13 protein-coding genes and 1 pseudogene are annotated in these 15,587 nt (G+C 59.5%); 5 read left to right on the top strand and 9 right to left on the bottom strand.

Translation table 11 applies throughout. From position 1 onward, the window contains the following. Nucleotides 1–118 precede the first annotated feature (118 nt). From QP324_RS05445 to QP324_RS05435, 3 genes are read left to right on the top strand one after another with little or no spacing between them, the layout of a single operon-like run. Nucleotides 119–904, top strand: a complete 786-nt coding sequence (locus tag QP324_RS05445; RefSeq protein ID WP_284814933.1) for a phosphoadenylyl-sulfate reductase — start codon at nucleotides 119–121, stop codon at nucleotides 902–904. Beyond that, nucleotides 904–1,803, top strand: a complete 900-nt coding sequence (gene cysD, locus QP324_RS05440; protein WP_239278560.1) for a sulfate adenylyltransferase subunit CysD — start codon at nucleotides 904–906, stop codon at nucleotides 1,801–1,803. The genes QP324_RS05445 and cysD overlap by 1 nt, the downstream gene beginning before the upstream one ends. After that, a complete protein-coding gene (locus tag QP324_RS05435) occupies nucleotides 1,803–3,086 on the top strand; it encodes a sulfate adenylyltransferase subunit 1 (RefSeq protein ID WP_284814931.1) in 1,284 nt (427 codons plus the stop codon). Before cysD ends, QP324_RS05435 begins: the two co-directional genes overlap by 1 nt. On the opposite strand, the gene QP324_RS05430 is transcribed toward QP324_RS05435, so the two are convergent. The 3 genes and pseudogenes from QP324_RS05430 to QP324_RS05420 all read right to left on the bottom strand — a co-directional run bounded on the left by QP324_RS05430 (nucleotide 3,083) and on the right by QP324_RS05420 (nucleotide 5,192). Beyond that, complete coding sequence (locus tag QP324_RS05430) at nucleotides 3,083–3,271, bottom strand: hypothetical protein (RefSeq protein WP_049378983.1); 189 nt, start codon at nucleotides 3,269–3,271, stop codon at nucleotides 3,083–3,085. The genes QP324_RS05435 and QP324_RS05430 overlap by 4 nt on opposite strands. Before the next feature lie 203 nt (nucleotides 3,272–3,474). After that, nucleotides 3,475–3,737: pseudogene (locus tag QP324_RS05425) on the bottom strand (LppP/LprE family lipoprotein). Between the two features lie 540 nt (nucleotides 3,738–4,277). Beyond that, nucleotides 4,278–5,192 carry a hypothetical protein gene (locus QP324_RS05420; protein WP_284814929.1) on the bottom strand — a complete coding sequence of 305 codons (915 nt, stop codon included), beginning with the start codon at nucleotides 5,190–5,192 and terminating at the stop codon, nucleotides 4,278–4,280. A gap of 445 nt (nucleotides 5,193–5,637) precedes the next feature. On the opposite strand from QP324_RS05420, the gene QP324_RS05415 reads away from it, so the two are divergent. Further along, a complete protein-coding gene (locus QP324_RS05415; RefSeq protein WP_284814927.1) occupies nucleotides 5,638–6,621 on the top strand; it encodes a hypothetical protein in 984 nt (327 codons plus the stop codon). A gap of 23 nt (nucleotides 6,622–6,644) precedes the next feature. Next, on the top strand, nucleotides 6,645–7,235 hold the full coding sequence (locus tag QP324_RS05410) for a nucleosidase (protein ID WP_200435582.1): 591 nt from the start codon (nucleotides 6,645–6,647) through the stop codon (nucleotides 7,233–7,235). 53 nt (nucleotides 7,236–7,288) lie between these two features. Here QP324_RS05410 and QP324_RS05405 read toward each other — a convergent pair whose 3' ends face one another. The 6 genes from QP324_RS05405 to QP324_RS05380 form a co-directional block, all read right to left on the bottom strand. Beyond that, on the bottom strand, nucleotides 7,289–8,662 hold the full coding sequence (locus tag QP324_RS05405; protein WP_284814924.1) for an AI-2E family transporter: 1,374 nt from the start codon (nucleotides 8,660–8,662) through the stop codon (nucleotides 7,289–7,291). Between the two features lie 119 nt (nucleotides 8,663–8,781). Then, nucleotides 8,782–12,225: a bifunctional proline dehydrogenase/L-glutamate gamma-semialdehyde dehydrogenase gene (locus tag QP324_RS05400; RefSeq protein WP_284814922.1), complete on the bottom strand. Its 3,444-nt coding sequence runs from the start codon at nucleotides 12,223–12,225 to the stop codon at nucleotides 8,782–8,784. A gap of 580 nt (nucleotides 12,226–12,805) precedes the next feature. Next, on the bottom strand, nucleotides 12,806–13,465 hold the full coding sequence (locus QP324_RS05395; RefSeq protein WP_284814921.1) for a response regulator transcription factor: 660 nt from the start codon (nucleotides 13,463–13,465) through the stop codon (nucleotides 12,806–12,808). Nucleotides 13,466–13,476: 11 nt separating this feature from the next. After that, nucleotides 13,477–13,629 carry a hypothetical protein gene (locus QP324_RS05390; protein WP_200435578.1) on the bottom strand — a complete coding sequence of 51 codons (153 nt, stop codon included), beginning with the start codon at nucleotides 13,627–13,629 and terminating at the stop codon, nucleotides 13,477–13,479. Nucleotides 13,630–13,719: 90 nt separating this feature from the next. Then, nucleotides 13,720–14,910 (bottom strand): sensor histidine kinase, encoded by a 1,191-nt coding sequence (locus QP324_RS05385; RefSeq protein ID WP_284814919.1) that lies wholly within the window; start codon nucleotides 14,908–14,910, stop codon nucleotides 13,720–13,722. Between the two features lie 183 nt (nucleotides 14,911–15,093). Then, on the bottom strand, nucleotides 15,094–15,270 hold the full coding sequence (locus QP324_RS05380) for a hypothetical protein (RefSeq protein ID WP_239278548.1): 177 nt from the start codon (nucleotides 15,268–15,270) through the stop codon (nucleotides 15,094–15,096). Nucleotides 15,271–15,587: the final 317 nt, after the last annotated feature.

Genomic DNA, 15,587 nt, shown 5'->3' with positions numbered 1-15,587 from the left:
AAATCTAGTCCGCTTGGTACGGATTGGAAACTTTTTATTCGCGCCTCCCGCCAAGCTCAGCGGCTTTTCGCCCAGAATCCGCTGCGCCGCCTCGGGGTTTTGCCTAATGTGTGACGGCATGAACCCAACGACGAACCTGCTGGACGGTGGCAAGAACTACCGCGACCCCAGCATCTCCCCGGAAGGCACGCGCGATACCGCGCCGCTGGACGCCGAGGTAGCCGCGCGCAACCAGCAATTGGTGGACCAGTGGGCGGATAAGCTTTATGACGCTTCAGCGGAAACCATTACCGAATGGGCCGCCGAACACGCACCCGGCCGCCTGGCCGTGACCATGTCCATGGAGAACACGGTCTTGGCCGAGCTCGCTCACCGCGCCGGGCTCGATGCGGACCTGCTTTTTATCGATACTGGCTGGCACTTCCCGGAAACCCTGCAGGTAGCTGACGAGGTGGAAAAGCGCTACCCGGACCTGCCACTTGTTCGCGTGCTGCCTTTGCTCAGCCCAGAAGAACAAGACGAGGTCTACGGCCCGCGCCTTTACGCCCGCGATACCGCGGCCTATAACCGCATGCGCAAGGTCGAGCCGCTGAACATGGCCATGGATCCTTATCCCGGCTGGGTTACCGGCTTGCGCCGCGCCGATTCCGAGCACCGCGCCACCGCCCCAGCGCTGAGCCTCGACCGCACCGGCCGGTTGAAGATCTCGCCCATCATTACCTGGGATCTCGACGATACGGACCGCTATATCGAGGACAATAACCTCATCATCCACCCACTCACCCTGCAGGGATACCGCTCCATCGGCTGCGCCCCGCTGACCTTCCCGGTCGGTGAAGGCGACGATGCCCGGTCCGGGCGCGTATTTGCAGACGGCAAGACAGAATGCGGGTTACACGAATAATGAGCACACTTTCTCCACACTTAAAAGACCTAGAAAACGAGTCCATCCACATCCTGCGCGAAGTGGCCGGGCAGTTCGACAAGGTAGGCATCCTCTTTTCCGGCGGCAAGGACTCCGTCGTTGTCTTCGAGCTAGCCCGCCGCGCCTTCGCCCCGGCCACGGTGCCGTTTGAGCTGCTCCATGTCGATACCGGCCACAACTTTCCCGAGGTTATCGATTTCCGCGACCGCCTCGTGGAAGAATCCGGCGCTCGCCTCCACGTCGCCCGCGTCCAAGACTGGATCGACCGCGGCGACCTGCAAGAGCGTCCCGACGGCACCCGCAACCCGCTGCAGTCCGTGCCGCTGGTGGAGACCATCGCCGAGCGCGAGTATGACGCCGTGTGCGGTGGCGCCCGCCGCGATGAGGAGCGGGCCCGCGCCAAGGAACGCATCTTCTCCATCCGCGATTCCTTCGGCGGGTGGGATCCCCGCCGCCAGCGCCCCGAGCTGTGGGACCTGTACAACGGCGGAAAGATGGCCGGCGAAAACGTCCGCGTCTTCCCCATCTCCAACTGGACCGAGTCCGATATTTGGGAATACATCGGCGCTCGCGAACTGGAGCTGCCCTCCATCTACTACTCCCACGAGCGCGAGGTATTCAAGCGCAATGGCATGTGGCTGGCTCCTGGTGAATGGGGCGGCCCGGCCGAAGGCGAGGAGCTGGAAACCCGCACCGTGCGCTACCGCACGGTGGGCGATATGTCCTGTACTGGCGCCGTGGAATCTACCGCGTCGATCCCGGATGAGGTGCTCGCGGAGATCTCCATTTCCACCCTTTCCGAGCGCGGCGCCACCCGCGCCGATGACAAACTTTCCGAGTCCGCCATGGAGGACCGCAAGAAGGAAGGCTACTTCTGATGACTACGACCCTCACGCCGAATGTCGGCGCCCTCAAGCAGCGCGATACCCTGCGCCTGTGCACTGCCGGCTCCGTTGATGATGGCAAGTCCACCTTCGTCGGCCGCCTGCTCTATGACACCAAGTCCGTGCTCGCGGACCAGGCCGAGTCCATGGAGCGCACCTCCACCGACCGCGGCTTTGACGGCATGGACCTTTCCCTGCTTGTTGACGGCCTGCGTGCCGAGCGCGAGCAGGGCATCACCATCGACGTGGCCTATCGCTACTTCGCCACGGATAAGCGCACCTTCATCCTCGCCGATACCCCCGGCCACGTGCAATACACCCGCAACACAGTCACCGGCATGTCCACCTCCCAGGTAGTGGTGCTTCTTATCGACGCCCGCCATGGCGTCGTCGAACAAACCCGCCGCCACCTCAACGTGGCCGCCCTCCTCGGCGTGCGCCACGTGGTCCTCGCGGTGAACAAGATCGACCTGGTGGACTACGATGAGCAGGTCTTCCGCGATATCGAGTCCGAGTTCAACCAGATCGCCACCCGCCTGGGTATTACCGATACCACCGTGGTGCCGATTTCCGCCCTCAAGGGCGATAACGTGGTCGAGCGCTCCACCACTATGCCGTGGTACACCGGCCCGACCGTCCTTGAGGTTCTCGAGACCGTCCCCGTGGCCACCGGCCGCGCCGATGAGCTGGATTTCCGTTTCCCCATCCAGTACGTCATCCGCGAGCACGCCTCCGATTACCGCGGCTACGCCGGCCGCGTGAAGGCGGGCTCCATCTCCGTGGGCGACGAGGTCCGCCTCCCTGAAGGCCGCACCAGCACCATCACCCAGATCGACACTGCTGACGGCCCAGCCGACTCCGCCGCCACCGGCGACTCCGTCACGCTCCTGCTTGCCGACGACATCGATCTCGCCCGCGGCGATATCCTCGCTGGCCCGCAGCGCCCCGCGGCCGCTCGCGAATTCGACGCCACCGTTGTCGGCCTGACCGAAAAGGACATTAAGCCCGGCCAGATGCTTAAGCTGCGCTACGGCTCTTCCCTGGTTAAGGCCCGCGTCGCCGCCGTCACCCGCACCCTGGATCTTGATGGCGTTTCCGATGTTGAGGACCCCGAGTCCGTCGCCATGAACGACATCGCCCACATCACTATCCAGACCCAGACCGAGCTCCCCGTCGAGGACTATGCCGCCCGCGGCGCGGTGGGCAACTTCCTGCTCATCGATCAATCCTCCGGCAACACACTTGCCGCCGGCTTCGTAGGCCACCGCCTGCGTTAGTCGTCCTGTGCGCCGCTGCTGCTTCTCTCACTGCGCATCATTATGATGCCCGTGATTCCGAGGAGCAGCGGCGTGGAGATACCGAACACCGTAGGCCCTACTACGGTTAAGTTCACGATCAGCAAGACAACCGCCGCCACCAGCGCGAAAACCCCGAATTTCTGCTGAAACGTCTTCTCGCTCATTCCTATCTCTCCTTCGGCTACGTTACGGCCACGATAACCGCCCCTGGCTCCCCGCGAAAGCCTAGAACGCGGCCACTTCTTGGCTTTTGCGTTCCCCTCGAGGCACCGCTCCGCCGCACCGCGGCCGCCTCCGCAAACAAAACAAGCACGTTTCGCTGCCAAATCGGTGAAATTTTAGCGAAACGTGCTTGTTTTACATCGAACTATTGCATAGGCGGAACGTCGCCGGACATGACTACCTTTTGCTGTCCTTCATCCCACCGGAAGCCTGCGTTGGTTGTGCCTGAGCGGTTGGCATTGCCTTCACCTTCGCGCGGCCAGTGGTAGGTTACCGCGATCTCGGAATCACTCACGCGCTCAATAGTGGGGCGAATCCATAGGGCTTTGCCGTTGCGGTGCCCAAGTATTCGCCGTGATTAAACAACATGATGTGGAAAGGCGAAGAACTGGTTCCTCCCTCAATCATCAGGGTTTCCCACGATAGGGATGCGCAGGGGTCATAACCGGAGGAGTCAAAGAGCTCCCATCCGATGGTGCCCCACGGAGCGACTTGGGATACGCCTTCGGAGAATGCTGTTTGGGCATCAGCTGCACCACACGACGAAGTGGTGTCGGCTTCCGGGCTCGGCTGCTCGTCATCCATCACGACGTTCGGGGCACTGGCCGAGTAGGTTCTTCTTCTGTCGCAGCTGAGTCAGTGGGCGATTCTTCCGGCTTGGCATCGCTGCTTTCTTCTGTAGCGGACGTCGTCGCCGGCTCCACTGAAAACTCCTGTGCGGTTGTATCCGACGTTTCGTCATCGCAGGAAGCCAAGGAGAAACTAATGAGGGCGGCGCTCGCTGCAATGCTTATTCGGCCTAGGTGGGCAGATGATTTAGGCATAAGATATTGCTTTCACATTGAGGCGGTAGATGAAAGGTCAAAGGGGTGCACGCTGCGTTGTAGCGGGTGTAGGGAGTCAACGCAGCAGAAGGGGAGTGACAGGGAATTGAGCGCGGAATCTGGATTAGCAGGGGTCAGAGAAATCCGCGTCGTTATTGAGGGAACGGGCATTGCCGCCGTACTTGGCCTTGAGCTCGCAGACCTTGTCCACGCTGTGACCGGCTTCGTAGATGATGGCATAGATAGAGCCGCCTTCAGTGCGGCTGCGCAGGGAACTACATGTGCCGCCCTTGATGATCTTGGAGCCTGGGTACTTCTTGTGTACTCGGTAGGGCTCAGAAATCGGATCAGTTGCCGGTGGGATAATGACTGACTCCGCGATGAGCACATAGCTGCCGTCGCATTCGCCGTACCAATAATCTTCGGGCGGAAATTCCTCCTCGGCGGTAATAGGCTTGTCGCGGACCTTTGGAGTTTGCGTTTGCTGTGCATCGCAGAGTTGGAGCTGGTTGGTCAGCTCCTTCGGGGCGCCAGCCGTGTCCAACTTGCCCTTGTCGTAGCACTGATTGACGGAGTCTCCAGTCGTATTGTCAGACCGGTACAACTTCCACTCATTATCGGTCCAGTAGAACAGTCCATAATTTGAGGATTGCTTTTGGGCCATGTAAAGCCAGGTGCCATCGCAAAACAGCTGAAGCGTGCCAATTGGAACGTCCATTAGGTTATTGGCTAGCGTTCCACACTTCTCCTCTGTGGAAGGTCGAGTGCTAGCGCCCTTAGCTTGTGTAGTCTTAGCTTTCTCCTCAGGCGTGGATTCTTTCTCAGAAATCGTCTCTTCGGTGGTTTCCTCGCTGTTGTTTTCTTGAGAATGAAAATTCGGTTCAGCGCTGCTCGATTCATCAGAATCTTTGTTTCCCGTTAGTGCCCAGGCACCACCGCCAATAAGCGCAATGATGGCGAGGGCGGCAACGACAATAATGGCGGTGCGCGTGCCTTTGCCCGAAGATTCTGCGTTGGTTCCAGTACCGGAGTCCCGCATAGGGGATGCAGGTCCGTTCGAATCTGAATATGGGGTTGAGTCAGATGAACCCCAAGAATTCTTGTCATTCAAAGGGGAGGCTCCTTTGTGCGCTGGCCAGAAAGAGAAATGCGAAAGAAAGGGAATGATTAAGAATCATTCCGCGTCATACTATAGGCATAAGAGTTGCAAGAATTCTCTCGAATGGGACTATGAAAGGGGTAATTGCAACGCGCCACTTTCCTGCGATGTAACTCGTAGGGATTAAGTACGTCATAAGCTGCGTGACCGAGAACCAACAGCGACGAAGCTGGGGAGTCCCACAATCTCCTGGAAGGGCTTCTATCTGACGCCTTTTTCCCAAGACGAGACCCCAATGAAGGGCACCGCGCAAAGACCAATGTCCGGCTTAATCCCAAGCATGACCAAGAATTAAATCCCCGATGAGGGGGAGGAAGGAGCCCTCGTGGGCCTGGACCGTAATCTCAACGCTGCGGAATTGCATTCGACTCGCAACCGAGTGAGCGTGTCTCCGGATCTCATCCGCCGCTTGGGCGGTGCCTTGGGATATGCCGGGATCGAGGCTTTTGGTCCAGAGGCGCAGGCGGAATTGAGCAAGGTCTTTGATTTGGGAGACATCATCGATATGATGCTGCTTAGCCAGCTGCCGGAGATGGAAGTCGCGCCGGGTGTGGAGCAGCAGGTAGAGGGGGACGTCGCTAAGCAGCTGCTGCGGCGCATCAGCGCGGGTGATTATCTGACGCGCCAGCAGGTGCACGAACGCCTGCCGCGGGCGACGGTGATGCTGTACCGCATGGGGCATCCGCGCCTGTGGGCTTTTGCCGCCCGCCAGCGCCTGCCCCAGGACGCGGAAAGAGCCGTGCCGGATTCCTTCCACCGTGATATCACCGGCCCGTACACCACTCCGGAGGAAGCGTGGCTGGGCATGTATGTGGCCGATGCCACGCGGCTCGGGGAGCTAAACACCCAGGTAGAAGATGCTGGCCTAGAGGAGGACCGGCAGCAGCGCCTGCGGTTGGGCATGAGCCTGGCTGATACCTACCGCCAGGTGTGGAGTTCCGCGCGCGGCCATTGGCGTGTCAGCCCCCAGACGCGCTACATCGTGCCTTCGCGTTTTGGCTATTGCCCCTTTGTCTTCCGCGTGGCCGAGGGCGGGTGGCGCCGCGATTCCTTCGAAGGGAGCCACGACCGCTTCATGGCCACGGAGGGCTATTGGATCGACGTGGAGCGCGAACGGCTCATTCACCTCGGCGCGCCAGACCCGCACGATGCTTGGCTGCCTACGGCGCGGGTGGCGGCCGAAGCACCGACGGAAGAGGACCTGGCCGTCGCCCGGGTGCTCAGCGGGAAAATCATTGCCCTCGGCGCTGGACAGAAAAACATTACGATTCGCCTGCGCCAGAAGAACCGCACATTGAACTTTGACTAGGGTGGGCAGGTATTCTCGCAGGCATGGAGAATCTCAACGGACGCACCCTTTTCGTCGCCGCCGTAGATGCGGAAGCCGCCCACATTCCGGAAGGCGAACCCCTGCTCATCACCGGAATCGGTACGGTTCCGGCGGCCATTGCGCTGACGGAAGCTCTTGCCGACGCCCGCGCGAACGGCGCCCTTCCCGATCGCGTGGTCAACATTGGCACGGCCGGCGCGCTTGTCGACGGCATGGCTGGCGTCTTCGAAGTCAATAAGGTCACCAAGCATGACTTCAAGCTAGAAGTGCTTACCGATATCAACCGCTACCTGCTGCCAGAGACCATCGAGCTCGAGACCTCCGGCCGCCTGCCGGTGCGCGGACTGGCCACGGGGGACATGTTTGTCTCCGATACTGCCCTGCGCACCGAGCTGGCCAAGAAATCGCAGTTGTGCGACATGGAAGGCTATTCCATCGCCGCAGTATGCCAGCGCTTCGATGTGCCCTGCACCCTGCTTAAGCAGGTGTCCGATTCCGCCAATGAGGAATCCAAGGGCACCTGGGCCAACGTCCTCGACCGCGGTGCGCGCCAGCTCGCCTCGGCCGCTACGGACCTAGGCTTTCTGCGCTAAAAACTAAAAGCGCGCCGGGGGAGGGCCGGCGCGCTGCTAGTGGTGGCTGAGTCTTAGCTCAGCGGACTCATGGACTGGTAGAGCTGCTCTACCTTGTCGCGTGGAGTCTCGGCGTGTTCGTAGGTGACGTCGCTGAAATCTTCAGGATCATCCTTGGAGCCGGTGATGATGTCTATATCTGAAGGGGCGACTTCCCCGGAGCGCAGCGCGGCCATCTCGGCGTGGTAGCGCACCACAACAGCGATGGTTGCAGCCACGGGGACGGCGAGGAAGGCGCCGACGATGCCTGCCAGGGTAGAGCCGACTGTGACGGAGAGTAGGACAACGGCCGCGTGCAAGCCCATGGCCTTGGACTGCAGCATCGGCTGGAGGACATTGCCTTCCACCTGCTGGACGATGATGATAAGTGCAAGCGCCAGCAGCGCGTTGGTCAGGCCATTGGAGACCAGCGCGATGATGATGGCGAGGGCGCCAGCGGTGACCGCACCGATGATCGGGATGAAGCTGGCGAAGAACGTCACCACAGCGATGACGAGCGCAAGCGGAACTTGCAGCGCCCACAGGCCAAGGCCGATGAGGATTGCGTCCACCATGGCTACGGCGGCCTGGGCTTGGATGAAGCCGGACAAGGTCTTCCAGATGCGTGAACCCAGCTCAGTGACGTGCCAGCCGGTGGAATTGCCGGTGTACTTGCGCAGCCAAGGCAAGAATTTGTCGCCGTCTTTAATGATGAAGAAGGTGACAAAGAGCATGATCAGCGCGGCCACGACGATGGAGCTGGCCATCGAGAAGCCAGAGATAACGCCGGTGGCGATGGTGGAGGCTTGGCCCTTGGCAAACTTGACCACGTCCTGGAGCACGGACTGTAGCTGGTCACTTTGGATATCGATGGGGGACTTTTCCACCATCTCCGTGAGCTGGTTGATTCCCTCTTCGGCTTGGTTAATGAGCGTTTGGCTCTGGCTAGTGACTACGGGGGCCATGGCGGCAAAAACGCCGCAGAAGATGATGATGAGGCCGAGCAAGGTGCTCACCGCCGCGAGCGAGCGCGGGAATCCCTTGCTGCGCAGCCACGCGCTGATGGGGTAGAGCACCGTGGAGACGAGGATGGCGAGCAAGACCGGCAGCAGGCCTACCCAAATGAACTTGAGCAGGTAGCCGGCCAGCGCTAGGCCGGCGACGATAAGGATAAAGATTACCGAGACCTTGGCCATGGTGCGGAAGTCCTTGGCCAGAACAGCGGATTTATCGTCGCGCTCGGCAGGGTGCTCGCTGGCAGCCTCTGCACCAAGGTGCGCGTCATCATAAGCGACGAGGGTATGCGAATCTTCCTCGCCTGGCTTTTGGATCTGGGTTGCGTTGCCTTTTTCCTGCGCAGACGGGCGCTTGACCTCGTCGCGGGAAGACGAATTATGTGACGTAGACATTGCCTACCACTATGCCACATTAAACTCGCAGCGCATATACGAAAAAGGAGGTAGCGGCCCACGGGCGGGGCGCTACCTCCCTTCAATACCTTTAACACGTCCGCTGACGCGGCCGGGAATTACTCGTCGCGCAGGTTACCTACGTTGCGGATAATGCCGAAGCGGTGCATGGTAACCGAAACTGCCTGCTCAAGGAGGTAAGGCATGAGCTCACGGCGGCCGTCGGCAAGCACGGGCTGGTCCAGCACCACGGAGTTGGAGCGCACCGCGGCCTCGTAGATGGAATCCGGCACGGTGCCCAGGGCGCGCACGCGGGAGGAGGCGTCATTGGCCACGTCGGTGGCAAAAGCCTCGTCGGTGATGGCCTTGACGTCGAAGCCGAGGTCTTGCAGCTGGGTGGCAACCTCCGGGGTGGCGGAGATTTCCGTGGCGGTACCGGTAATTGCGGCGGCCAGCACCTGGCGAGCAACCTCGCGCAGCTCGTAGCCTTCGCCCACGCGCACACGCAGCTTGGTCAGAAGCGGGCGGTAGCGGAAGATATTGGCCTCAGAAACCAAACCGGTGCGGTCGTGATTGCGGCCAAACTCTTCCTGCCACGCCACCTGGTCCAGTTCAGCGGCGCGCCACAGCCAGGTGATGTCGTCCTCGGTGAGCTTGCCGGAGAGGTTATCGCGCAGGCGGTGCAGCGCGGCGAGGCTTGCTGGGGCAATGTCCACGTTGCGCGGCTTGAGCTCGCCATCGGCCCACTCGCCCATCTGCGCCACGTAGTTCGGGCCGCCAGCCTTGGCGCCCGGTCCCATGACGGACTTCTTCCAACCGCCGAAAGACTGGCGCTGGACAATCGCGCCGGTGATGCCGCGGTTGACGTAGGCATTGCCCACCTCGACGTTGTCGATCCAGTATTCAATTTCGGCGTCGTCAAGCGAGTGAATGCCGCCGGTCAGGCCATAGCCGGTGTCGTTCTGCCAGGCAATGGCCTCTTCCAAGGTATCGGCGTACATGATGCCCAGGATGGGGCCGAAGCACTCGTTCTTGTGGTACCAAGAGCCCGGCTGCACATTATCGCGGATGCCCGGGGACCACAGGGTGCCCTCTTGGTTGAGCTTTTCCGGCTTGAGCAGCCACTTCTCGCCCGGTTCGAGCTGGGTCAAACCGCGCAGGAGCTTCTCGCTCGGCTCTTCCGCCAGGCCGTTCATGGTGGTGGTGATATCGAAGCCTGGGCCCGGCTTAAGGGTCTTGACGGCATCCAGCAGCTGGGTGCGCAGGCGCTCGGACTTGCCGGCCGCGCCGACGAAGATAACCAGGGAGGCCGCCGAGCACTTCTGTCCGGAGTGGCCAAAGGCGGAGTTGTAGAGATCATCGATGGCCAGATCCGGGTCTGCGGCTGGGGTGATGATGAGCGCATTCTTGCCGGAAGTCTCCGCCATAATGTTCATCTTCGGCTTCCAAGAACGGAAGAGCGCGCCGGTATCGGAGGCGCCGGTGAGGATGACATTGTCCACGTCATCGTGGGAGAGCAGAGCCTTGCCGGCTTCGCCTTCATCAGTAAGCACGAGCTGGACCAGGTCCGGGTCCAGTCCCTGCGCCTCGAGGGCGGTGCGGAAGGTCTCCACCACGAGCTTGCCGCAGTGAACCACCTGCGGTGCAGGCTTGACGATGACCGCCGAGCCCGCCGCCAAGGAGGCAGCAATGCCGCCGGTGGGGATGGCAATGGGGAAGTTCCACGGCGGGGTTACCACGGTGACGGTGTGCGGGGTGAACTCGGAATAAGACTCTTCCAGCAGGCGCGCGGACTGGCCGTAGTAGGTGCAGAAGTCAATCGCCTCAGAGACCTCAGGGTCGGTCTGGGTAACAGTCTTATTGGCCTCATACGCAGCCACGGAGATGAACTTGCCGCGCTGGGACGCGATCTGATCTGCCACGGCCTCCAGTGCGGCGGCGCGCTCGGCGGCAGGGCGCTTGCCCCACTCGGTGCCCAGTTCCTTGGCACGAGCGATGTGGCCTTCGACCGCGGCAGGGTCGGTAACCTCCGCAATGCCGTGCTCGCCTGGATTGCGCTTGAGCGCTTCCAGCGCCCACTGGCGGTTCGGCGCGAGCGCCGGGTCAGTATCTGCCTCATTGGTAAAGCGTCCGGTGCGCGGTGCCTGGCGGCCGTCTTCCTCGAGGCGATTCTGGGTGCGGCGGGCACCAGCGAAGGTGTCCCAGCGCTTGGCGACGGCCCGACGGAACGTCTCTTCCTGGTCCGCCAATGGCTCCTCTCCAGGGGCAAAGAGCGCGTAGAGGAAGTTCTGCGGCGCGGAGTTTTCTTCCAAGCGGCGCACCAGGTAGGACACGGCGACGTCGAAGTCTTCTGCGTGGACAACCGGGGTATAGAGGATTTGGCGGCCGTCAAAGACCTTGCGCACCGCTGCCTGCTGTGCTGGGGACATGCCCTGCAGCATCTCCGAATCCATCATGTGCAGCACGCCGCGCTTCTTGCCCAGTTCATAGGCCATTGCCGCGGTGTAGAGGTTGTGGGTTGCTACGCCGATGCGGACGCTATCGGCGTATTCTTCGCGCAGGATGAAATCCAATAGGCGGTAGTAGTTGGCGTCAACGTCGAGCTTGTTGGTGTAGGTAGCCAGCGGCCAATCGTGGACCTCGCCCTGCACGGTTTCCATGGATAGGTTCGCGCCCTTTACAATGCGCACCTTGACCTTGCCGCCGCCCTTAGCCACGCGCTCCTTGGCAAAGTCAGCGACATCCTTGAGCGCATCGAAGGTATCTGGCAGGTAAGCCTGCAGCACGATGCCGGCATCCAAGGTGAGGAATTCCGGCTCACTGAGCAGCTCCTTGAACAGGCGGATGGTCAGGTGGAGATCGTGGTACTCCTCCATGTCCATGTTGATAAAGACCTTGTCGGTGCGGTCTGCTGCAGCCTGATACAGCGGGCGCAGGCGCTCCTTGAGGCGCTCTACCGAGCCGTCGATATCCCAGTGGTTGAGCTGGGCCACCATGGAGGAAGCCTTGACCGAAACGTAGGTCACGCGGGGGTTTTGGATGAGCTTGAGGGTGCGCTCCGCGCGGGACTTCGCCTCTTCCTCACCGAGTACGGCCTCACCCAGCAGGTTGAGGTTAAGCTGCTCACCGGATTCGGCGGCCTTGTCCAGGATCTTGTTGAGGGCATCAGACTCTGCGTCTAGAACCAGGTGGCCAACCATCTTGCGCATGTATAGGCGGGCTACCGGCATGACTAGGTTCGGCAGGATGGGGCCGAAGAAGCCACCGGCGCCAACGAGTGCACCATTGATGCTGCCCAGGAACGACGGGTCATAGTGGGAAGAAATATCCTTCAGCGCGTGCGCGGCAACCTTGTCATCTTCTGGGCGCATGACGCGGTCGACGAAGTCCATGGTGAACTTCACGCCGTCTTCATCGCGCAGCAGGTCCGCGAGCTGTTCGGTGGCCTTATCTTCTTCGTCCGCAGTGGACTTCAACCAGTCGTGTGCGCGGCTAATTGCTGCAGGCAGGACTGCTTCCACATCATCAGAGATGGGCAAGCGGGTATTAGCAGGAGAAGTCATATTGGTTCTACCTCTTTTTCAAACGGGTCACATCCCCGTAGCCGCTAGCAGTATTCGTTCCGGACAGTGGGCTGCCAGGCGATACGGCGGCTGGGACGTAAGCGGTGAGCTATGTGGTACTGCAAGGCTGCAGTCGGGTGAGGAGCGAACACGCGGGTGCGCGCGACGCAATGTGAGGGTCGCAGGGATTCGATGTGAAGTGCGATGTTCAGCGGGCCATTATGCGGGCCGAGTGCGGACGGGAGGCCTATCGCTGCTGCGACGAACGCGCGCCAGGTTGGTGTTCAACACTCACCTGCTTTCTATGACGTGACTGTGTAAGGCTAAAGGAAAACGCGAGCGCCATAACGCTCTGACGTGCGGCAACCCTGCAGGTTCAGGTTCCAATTGTTGCCTGGGAAATACTATGAACTTTTGTGTTGCCGTAATTATAGGAAAGCGGTAAACGTGATGCTAGTCTCCTTTGGAAAACGGTAAGCGGGGGTAGAAAAACAAAAAATAAACCCCAGCATGTGGGGTTTAGAGGGGGTATTGACTCATCCGGGGGTACTCTACCCCCGGATTGTCCAACAATTGGGTTCTAAGAACCGTAGCCGGCCTTGAGCGCCTTCACTGCTAGCTCGAGGCGCGACTTGGCATGGAATTCACTGAGCAGGGTGGACACGTACTTCTTCACCGTGCCCGGTGCATAATGCGTGCTCTTGGCAATCTCTTCGTTGGACTTTCCTTGGCAGACCAAGTCCAGGACCTGCTCTAGCGCAGGAGAGATGTGGTGATTGTCCTTGATCTTCGCGGTTGCGGCAGCCGCATCGGCGCCTGCTCCCTCAGTGTTCCAATTAGGAAGCTGCTCAAACAAACGGGTAAGCGACTGCGGGGTGACAACCGTGCCACCGCGCACGGCCTCGCGCACGGTATCTAAAATGTAGACCGGCTTGGAGCTTTTCAGAATATAGGCCGCAGCCTTATTGGACATGACCTCTTTGAGGGTCTCGTCATTGTCCATCGCGGTCATCGCAACAAAGACCGGAGGGTCTTCCAATTTGTTGACCTCGCGCAAGAGGGTCGTGCCATCCATCTCGGGCATATGGATGTCCGCGACAATGACGTCAAAGTCCTGCTCTTGCAAAAGCTCGAGGGCGACCTTGCCATTTTCTGCGGTGGCGCGCACCTCCATGTCCTCAGCCGAGGCGAAGTAGCGACCCAAGGCCTCCAGGACAAGTGGGTCGTCATCGACGACCAAGAGGGATATTTTTACTTCACGCACCATGGAGATGGGCAACCGAAAGCGAGCTCGACTGCAGACTTGTATTCGGTGGTGGCAGGGAGATCGCCCGGGGTAAGGCCGCCCAATAGGGAGGAAGACAGCATGAGTGGAGTGAGAAGACTTGCGAGTGCGGCCTGCATTAAGGCGCTCCTTTTGTGAAAGTTTGAATATGCAGAAACAAACGAAAGCTTAGTGTATGGATTAAGCCTTTGCTATACATCGTGGTGGAACTAACGCCGCTTATGGGCACTGGGCGGCAGAGATAAGATCAATTCCCATTTCCCCGATTCCAACTCCGTGTCTAATCGTGCGTCAATCGTGGTTGCAATCCGGTTCATGGAGGACATGCCAATGCCGGAGGACATTTCGGTGTTCTTGCTTGTTGGTTTAGCTACGGGATTAGTGATGGTAATGACAGTCCAGCCCATATGGGGTCGAACGGAAATTGCAATCTCTGCCCCTGGTGGAGAATACTTCACCGCGTTTAGGCAGGCTTCTGTTGTGATGGCTGCAATGGAATCGAGAATGGCTTGCGGGAATTCCGGTGCAAACTCTTCCCCTGTGACCTCAACAACGGGTGATCGATTGAGACGGGAAAGGCGTTCCTCTTCCTCCGAAATCAGCTGAGCAAAGCTCGTTGGTTTTGTGGTTGAACCAAAACTCATGCCGTCGTTAATTCCATCGATATTATTTCGCAGGACCTTAGTCAGTGCACGTACTTCGGACATGGAAGAGCGCATGGAATCGCTGAGCTCATCGAGTTTCTTCGCTAGCTCTGGCTGTTTGGAATACTCGAGGCTCAGGGCCTCTAGCTGCATAGTATTTACCGTGAGGTTAGAAACAACCGAATTGTGCAAGGTTTCGGCGAGATCGGACTGTCGGCGCTTCACGTCGTCGTTCCATTCCACCATTGCATTTTTATAGCGTCGAGCGGAGTGTGCGAGAGTAGCGCCAATCACTGCGCCGACTCCGATAAACATGGCCCAAGTAAAGGCGGAGGCGGGGTTAAAAACTAAACTGCCGGCCTCTGGATCGAATTGGCCTACGATCCACAGGATCGAACCAACACCGAGAGTTTGAGCATGTCTTTCGTGAAAAGCTACCACTGCCAGGAAGACAGGGGTAAGGAAGACACAGGTTAGATAAGGCGCTTCTGCCGTTATAGTTGCCACGAGCCATACCAATACGAAAAGCGTCGCCATAGCGAGCGGCAGCCGAAAGGCAAAAACGGTGATTGTGCTTAGGGCAAGACCGACGACCGCGGCAATCAACTGGTACTCAGTGGGCGTAAAGAATGCGCCAAGTAATGTCAGCGCCACGCAAACTACTGCAGTTAAAGCGGCTGTTCGCTGCAGGGTCATGGCCGCGCGGATGCGTTGGTGAATGGGCGGCTGTGAAGGTTTCGACACGGTGCGGTCCACGCTTCCTGGATGCTAAGGCTCAATGGGTTTTATCTCCCTAGTGTAAGTACGGCGAACGTGAAACAGCGATTGAAAACAGCGAAACCCCCGCACCTTCGTGCGCGGTTCCTTGTGGTGGGTTCCGAGCGGAGGAAGAAGGTGAGGGGGTTTAGCTGGTCTTCATGAAGGAGTACAGAAAGCTAATTACTTAGCTTCTGCAGCAGCCTCTGCGTCATCCTTGGAGGACAGGCCCTCGAATACGGAGGACAGGCCCTCGGAGTCGGTGTTGGACTCGGAGGAAGCCTCGATGAGGCCCTTGATGCCCTTAACGAGTGCTTCCCAGTCAATGGCGGAGCTGAGGTCTGCGAGGGTATCGAACATATACATTCCTTTCGGATCGGCGGAGTAAAACTACAATCTCTCTCTGGGGTAGCAGCTCTTAACTGCTGTGATTTCTAGTATGCGGTAGCGGGGGCGAGCTGCCAATCCTCTTTTGGATCCTTTCTGAGGTGACTTTTGGATCCTCTTAGGGCTATTTAAGGAGTTCCGTATGGGTATGGGGCGGTGTTGGGTGAAGGGAGGGTGATTGTGCGGAGGGTAGGGGTGTGGGCGTCGGCAAGGTGAAGTGCCCCGAGTTTTGTTCCTAGGCATTTGCCTTGATTTCTATTATTTCCTGTGGCGGTTTCTGCTTCCAAAAA

The sequence above is a fragment of the Corynebacterium sp. UMB0012 genome (assembly GCF_030216265.1).
GTDB lineage: Bacteria > Actinomycetota > Actinomycetes > Mycobacteriales > Mycobacteriaceae > Corynebacterium.
The sequence above is the reverse complement of the archived record's forward strand: the minus strand, read 5'-3'. Positions and strand labels throughout refer to the sequence as shown.

Excerpts from the sequence above, each read along its gene's own strand:
- QP324_RS05445 (WP_284814933.1), top strand. The coding sequence starts at position 119 with ATGAACCCAACGACGAACCTGCTGGACGGTGGCAAGAACTACCGCGAC.
- cysD (WP_239278560.1), top strand. The coding sequence starts at position 904 with ATGAGCACACTTTCTCCACACTTAAAAGACCTAGAAAACGAGTCCATC.
- QP324_RS05435 (WP_284814931.1), top strand. The coding sequence starts at position 1,803 with ATGACTACGACCCTCACGCCGAATGTCGGCGCCCTCAAGCAGCGCGAT.
- QP324_RS05430 (WP_049378983.1), bottom strand. The coding sequence starts at position 3,271 with ATGAGCGAGAAGACGTTTCAGCAGAAATTCGGGGTTTTCGCGCTGGTG.
- QP324_RS05420 (WP_284814929.1), bottom strand. The coding sequence starts at position 5,192 with ATGCGGGACTCCGGTACTGGAACCAACGCAGAATCTTCGGGCAAAGGC.
- QP324_RS05410 (WP_200435582.1), top strand. The coding sequence starts at position 6,645 with ATGGAGAATCTCAACGGACGCACCCTTTTCGTCGCCGCCGTAGATGCG.
- QP324_RS05405 (WP_284814924.1), bottom strand. The coding sequence starts at position 8,662 with ATGTCTACGTCACATAATTCGTCTTCCCGCGACGAGGTCAAGCGCCCG.
- QP324_RS05400 (WP_284814922.1), bottom strand. The coding sequence starts at position 12,225 with ATGACTTCTCCTGCTAATACCCGCTTGCCCATCTCTGATGATGTGGAA.
- QP324_RS05390 (WP_200435578.1), bottom strand. The coding sequence starts at position 13,629 with ATGCAGGCCGCACTCGCAAGTCTTCTCACTCCACTCATGCTGTCTTCC.
- QP324_RS05380 (WP_239278548.1), bottom strand. The coding sequence starts at position 15,270 with ATGTTCGATACCCTCGCAGACCTCAGCTCCGCCATTGACTGGGAAGCA.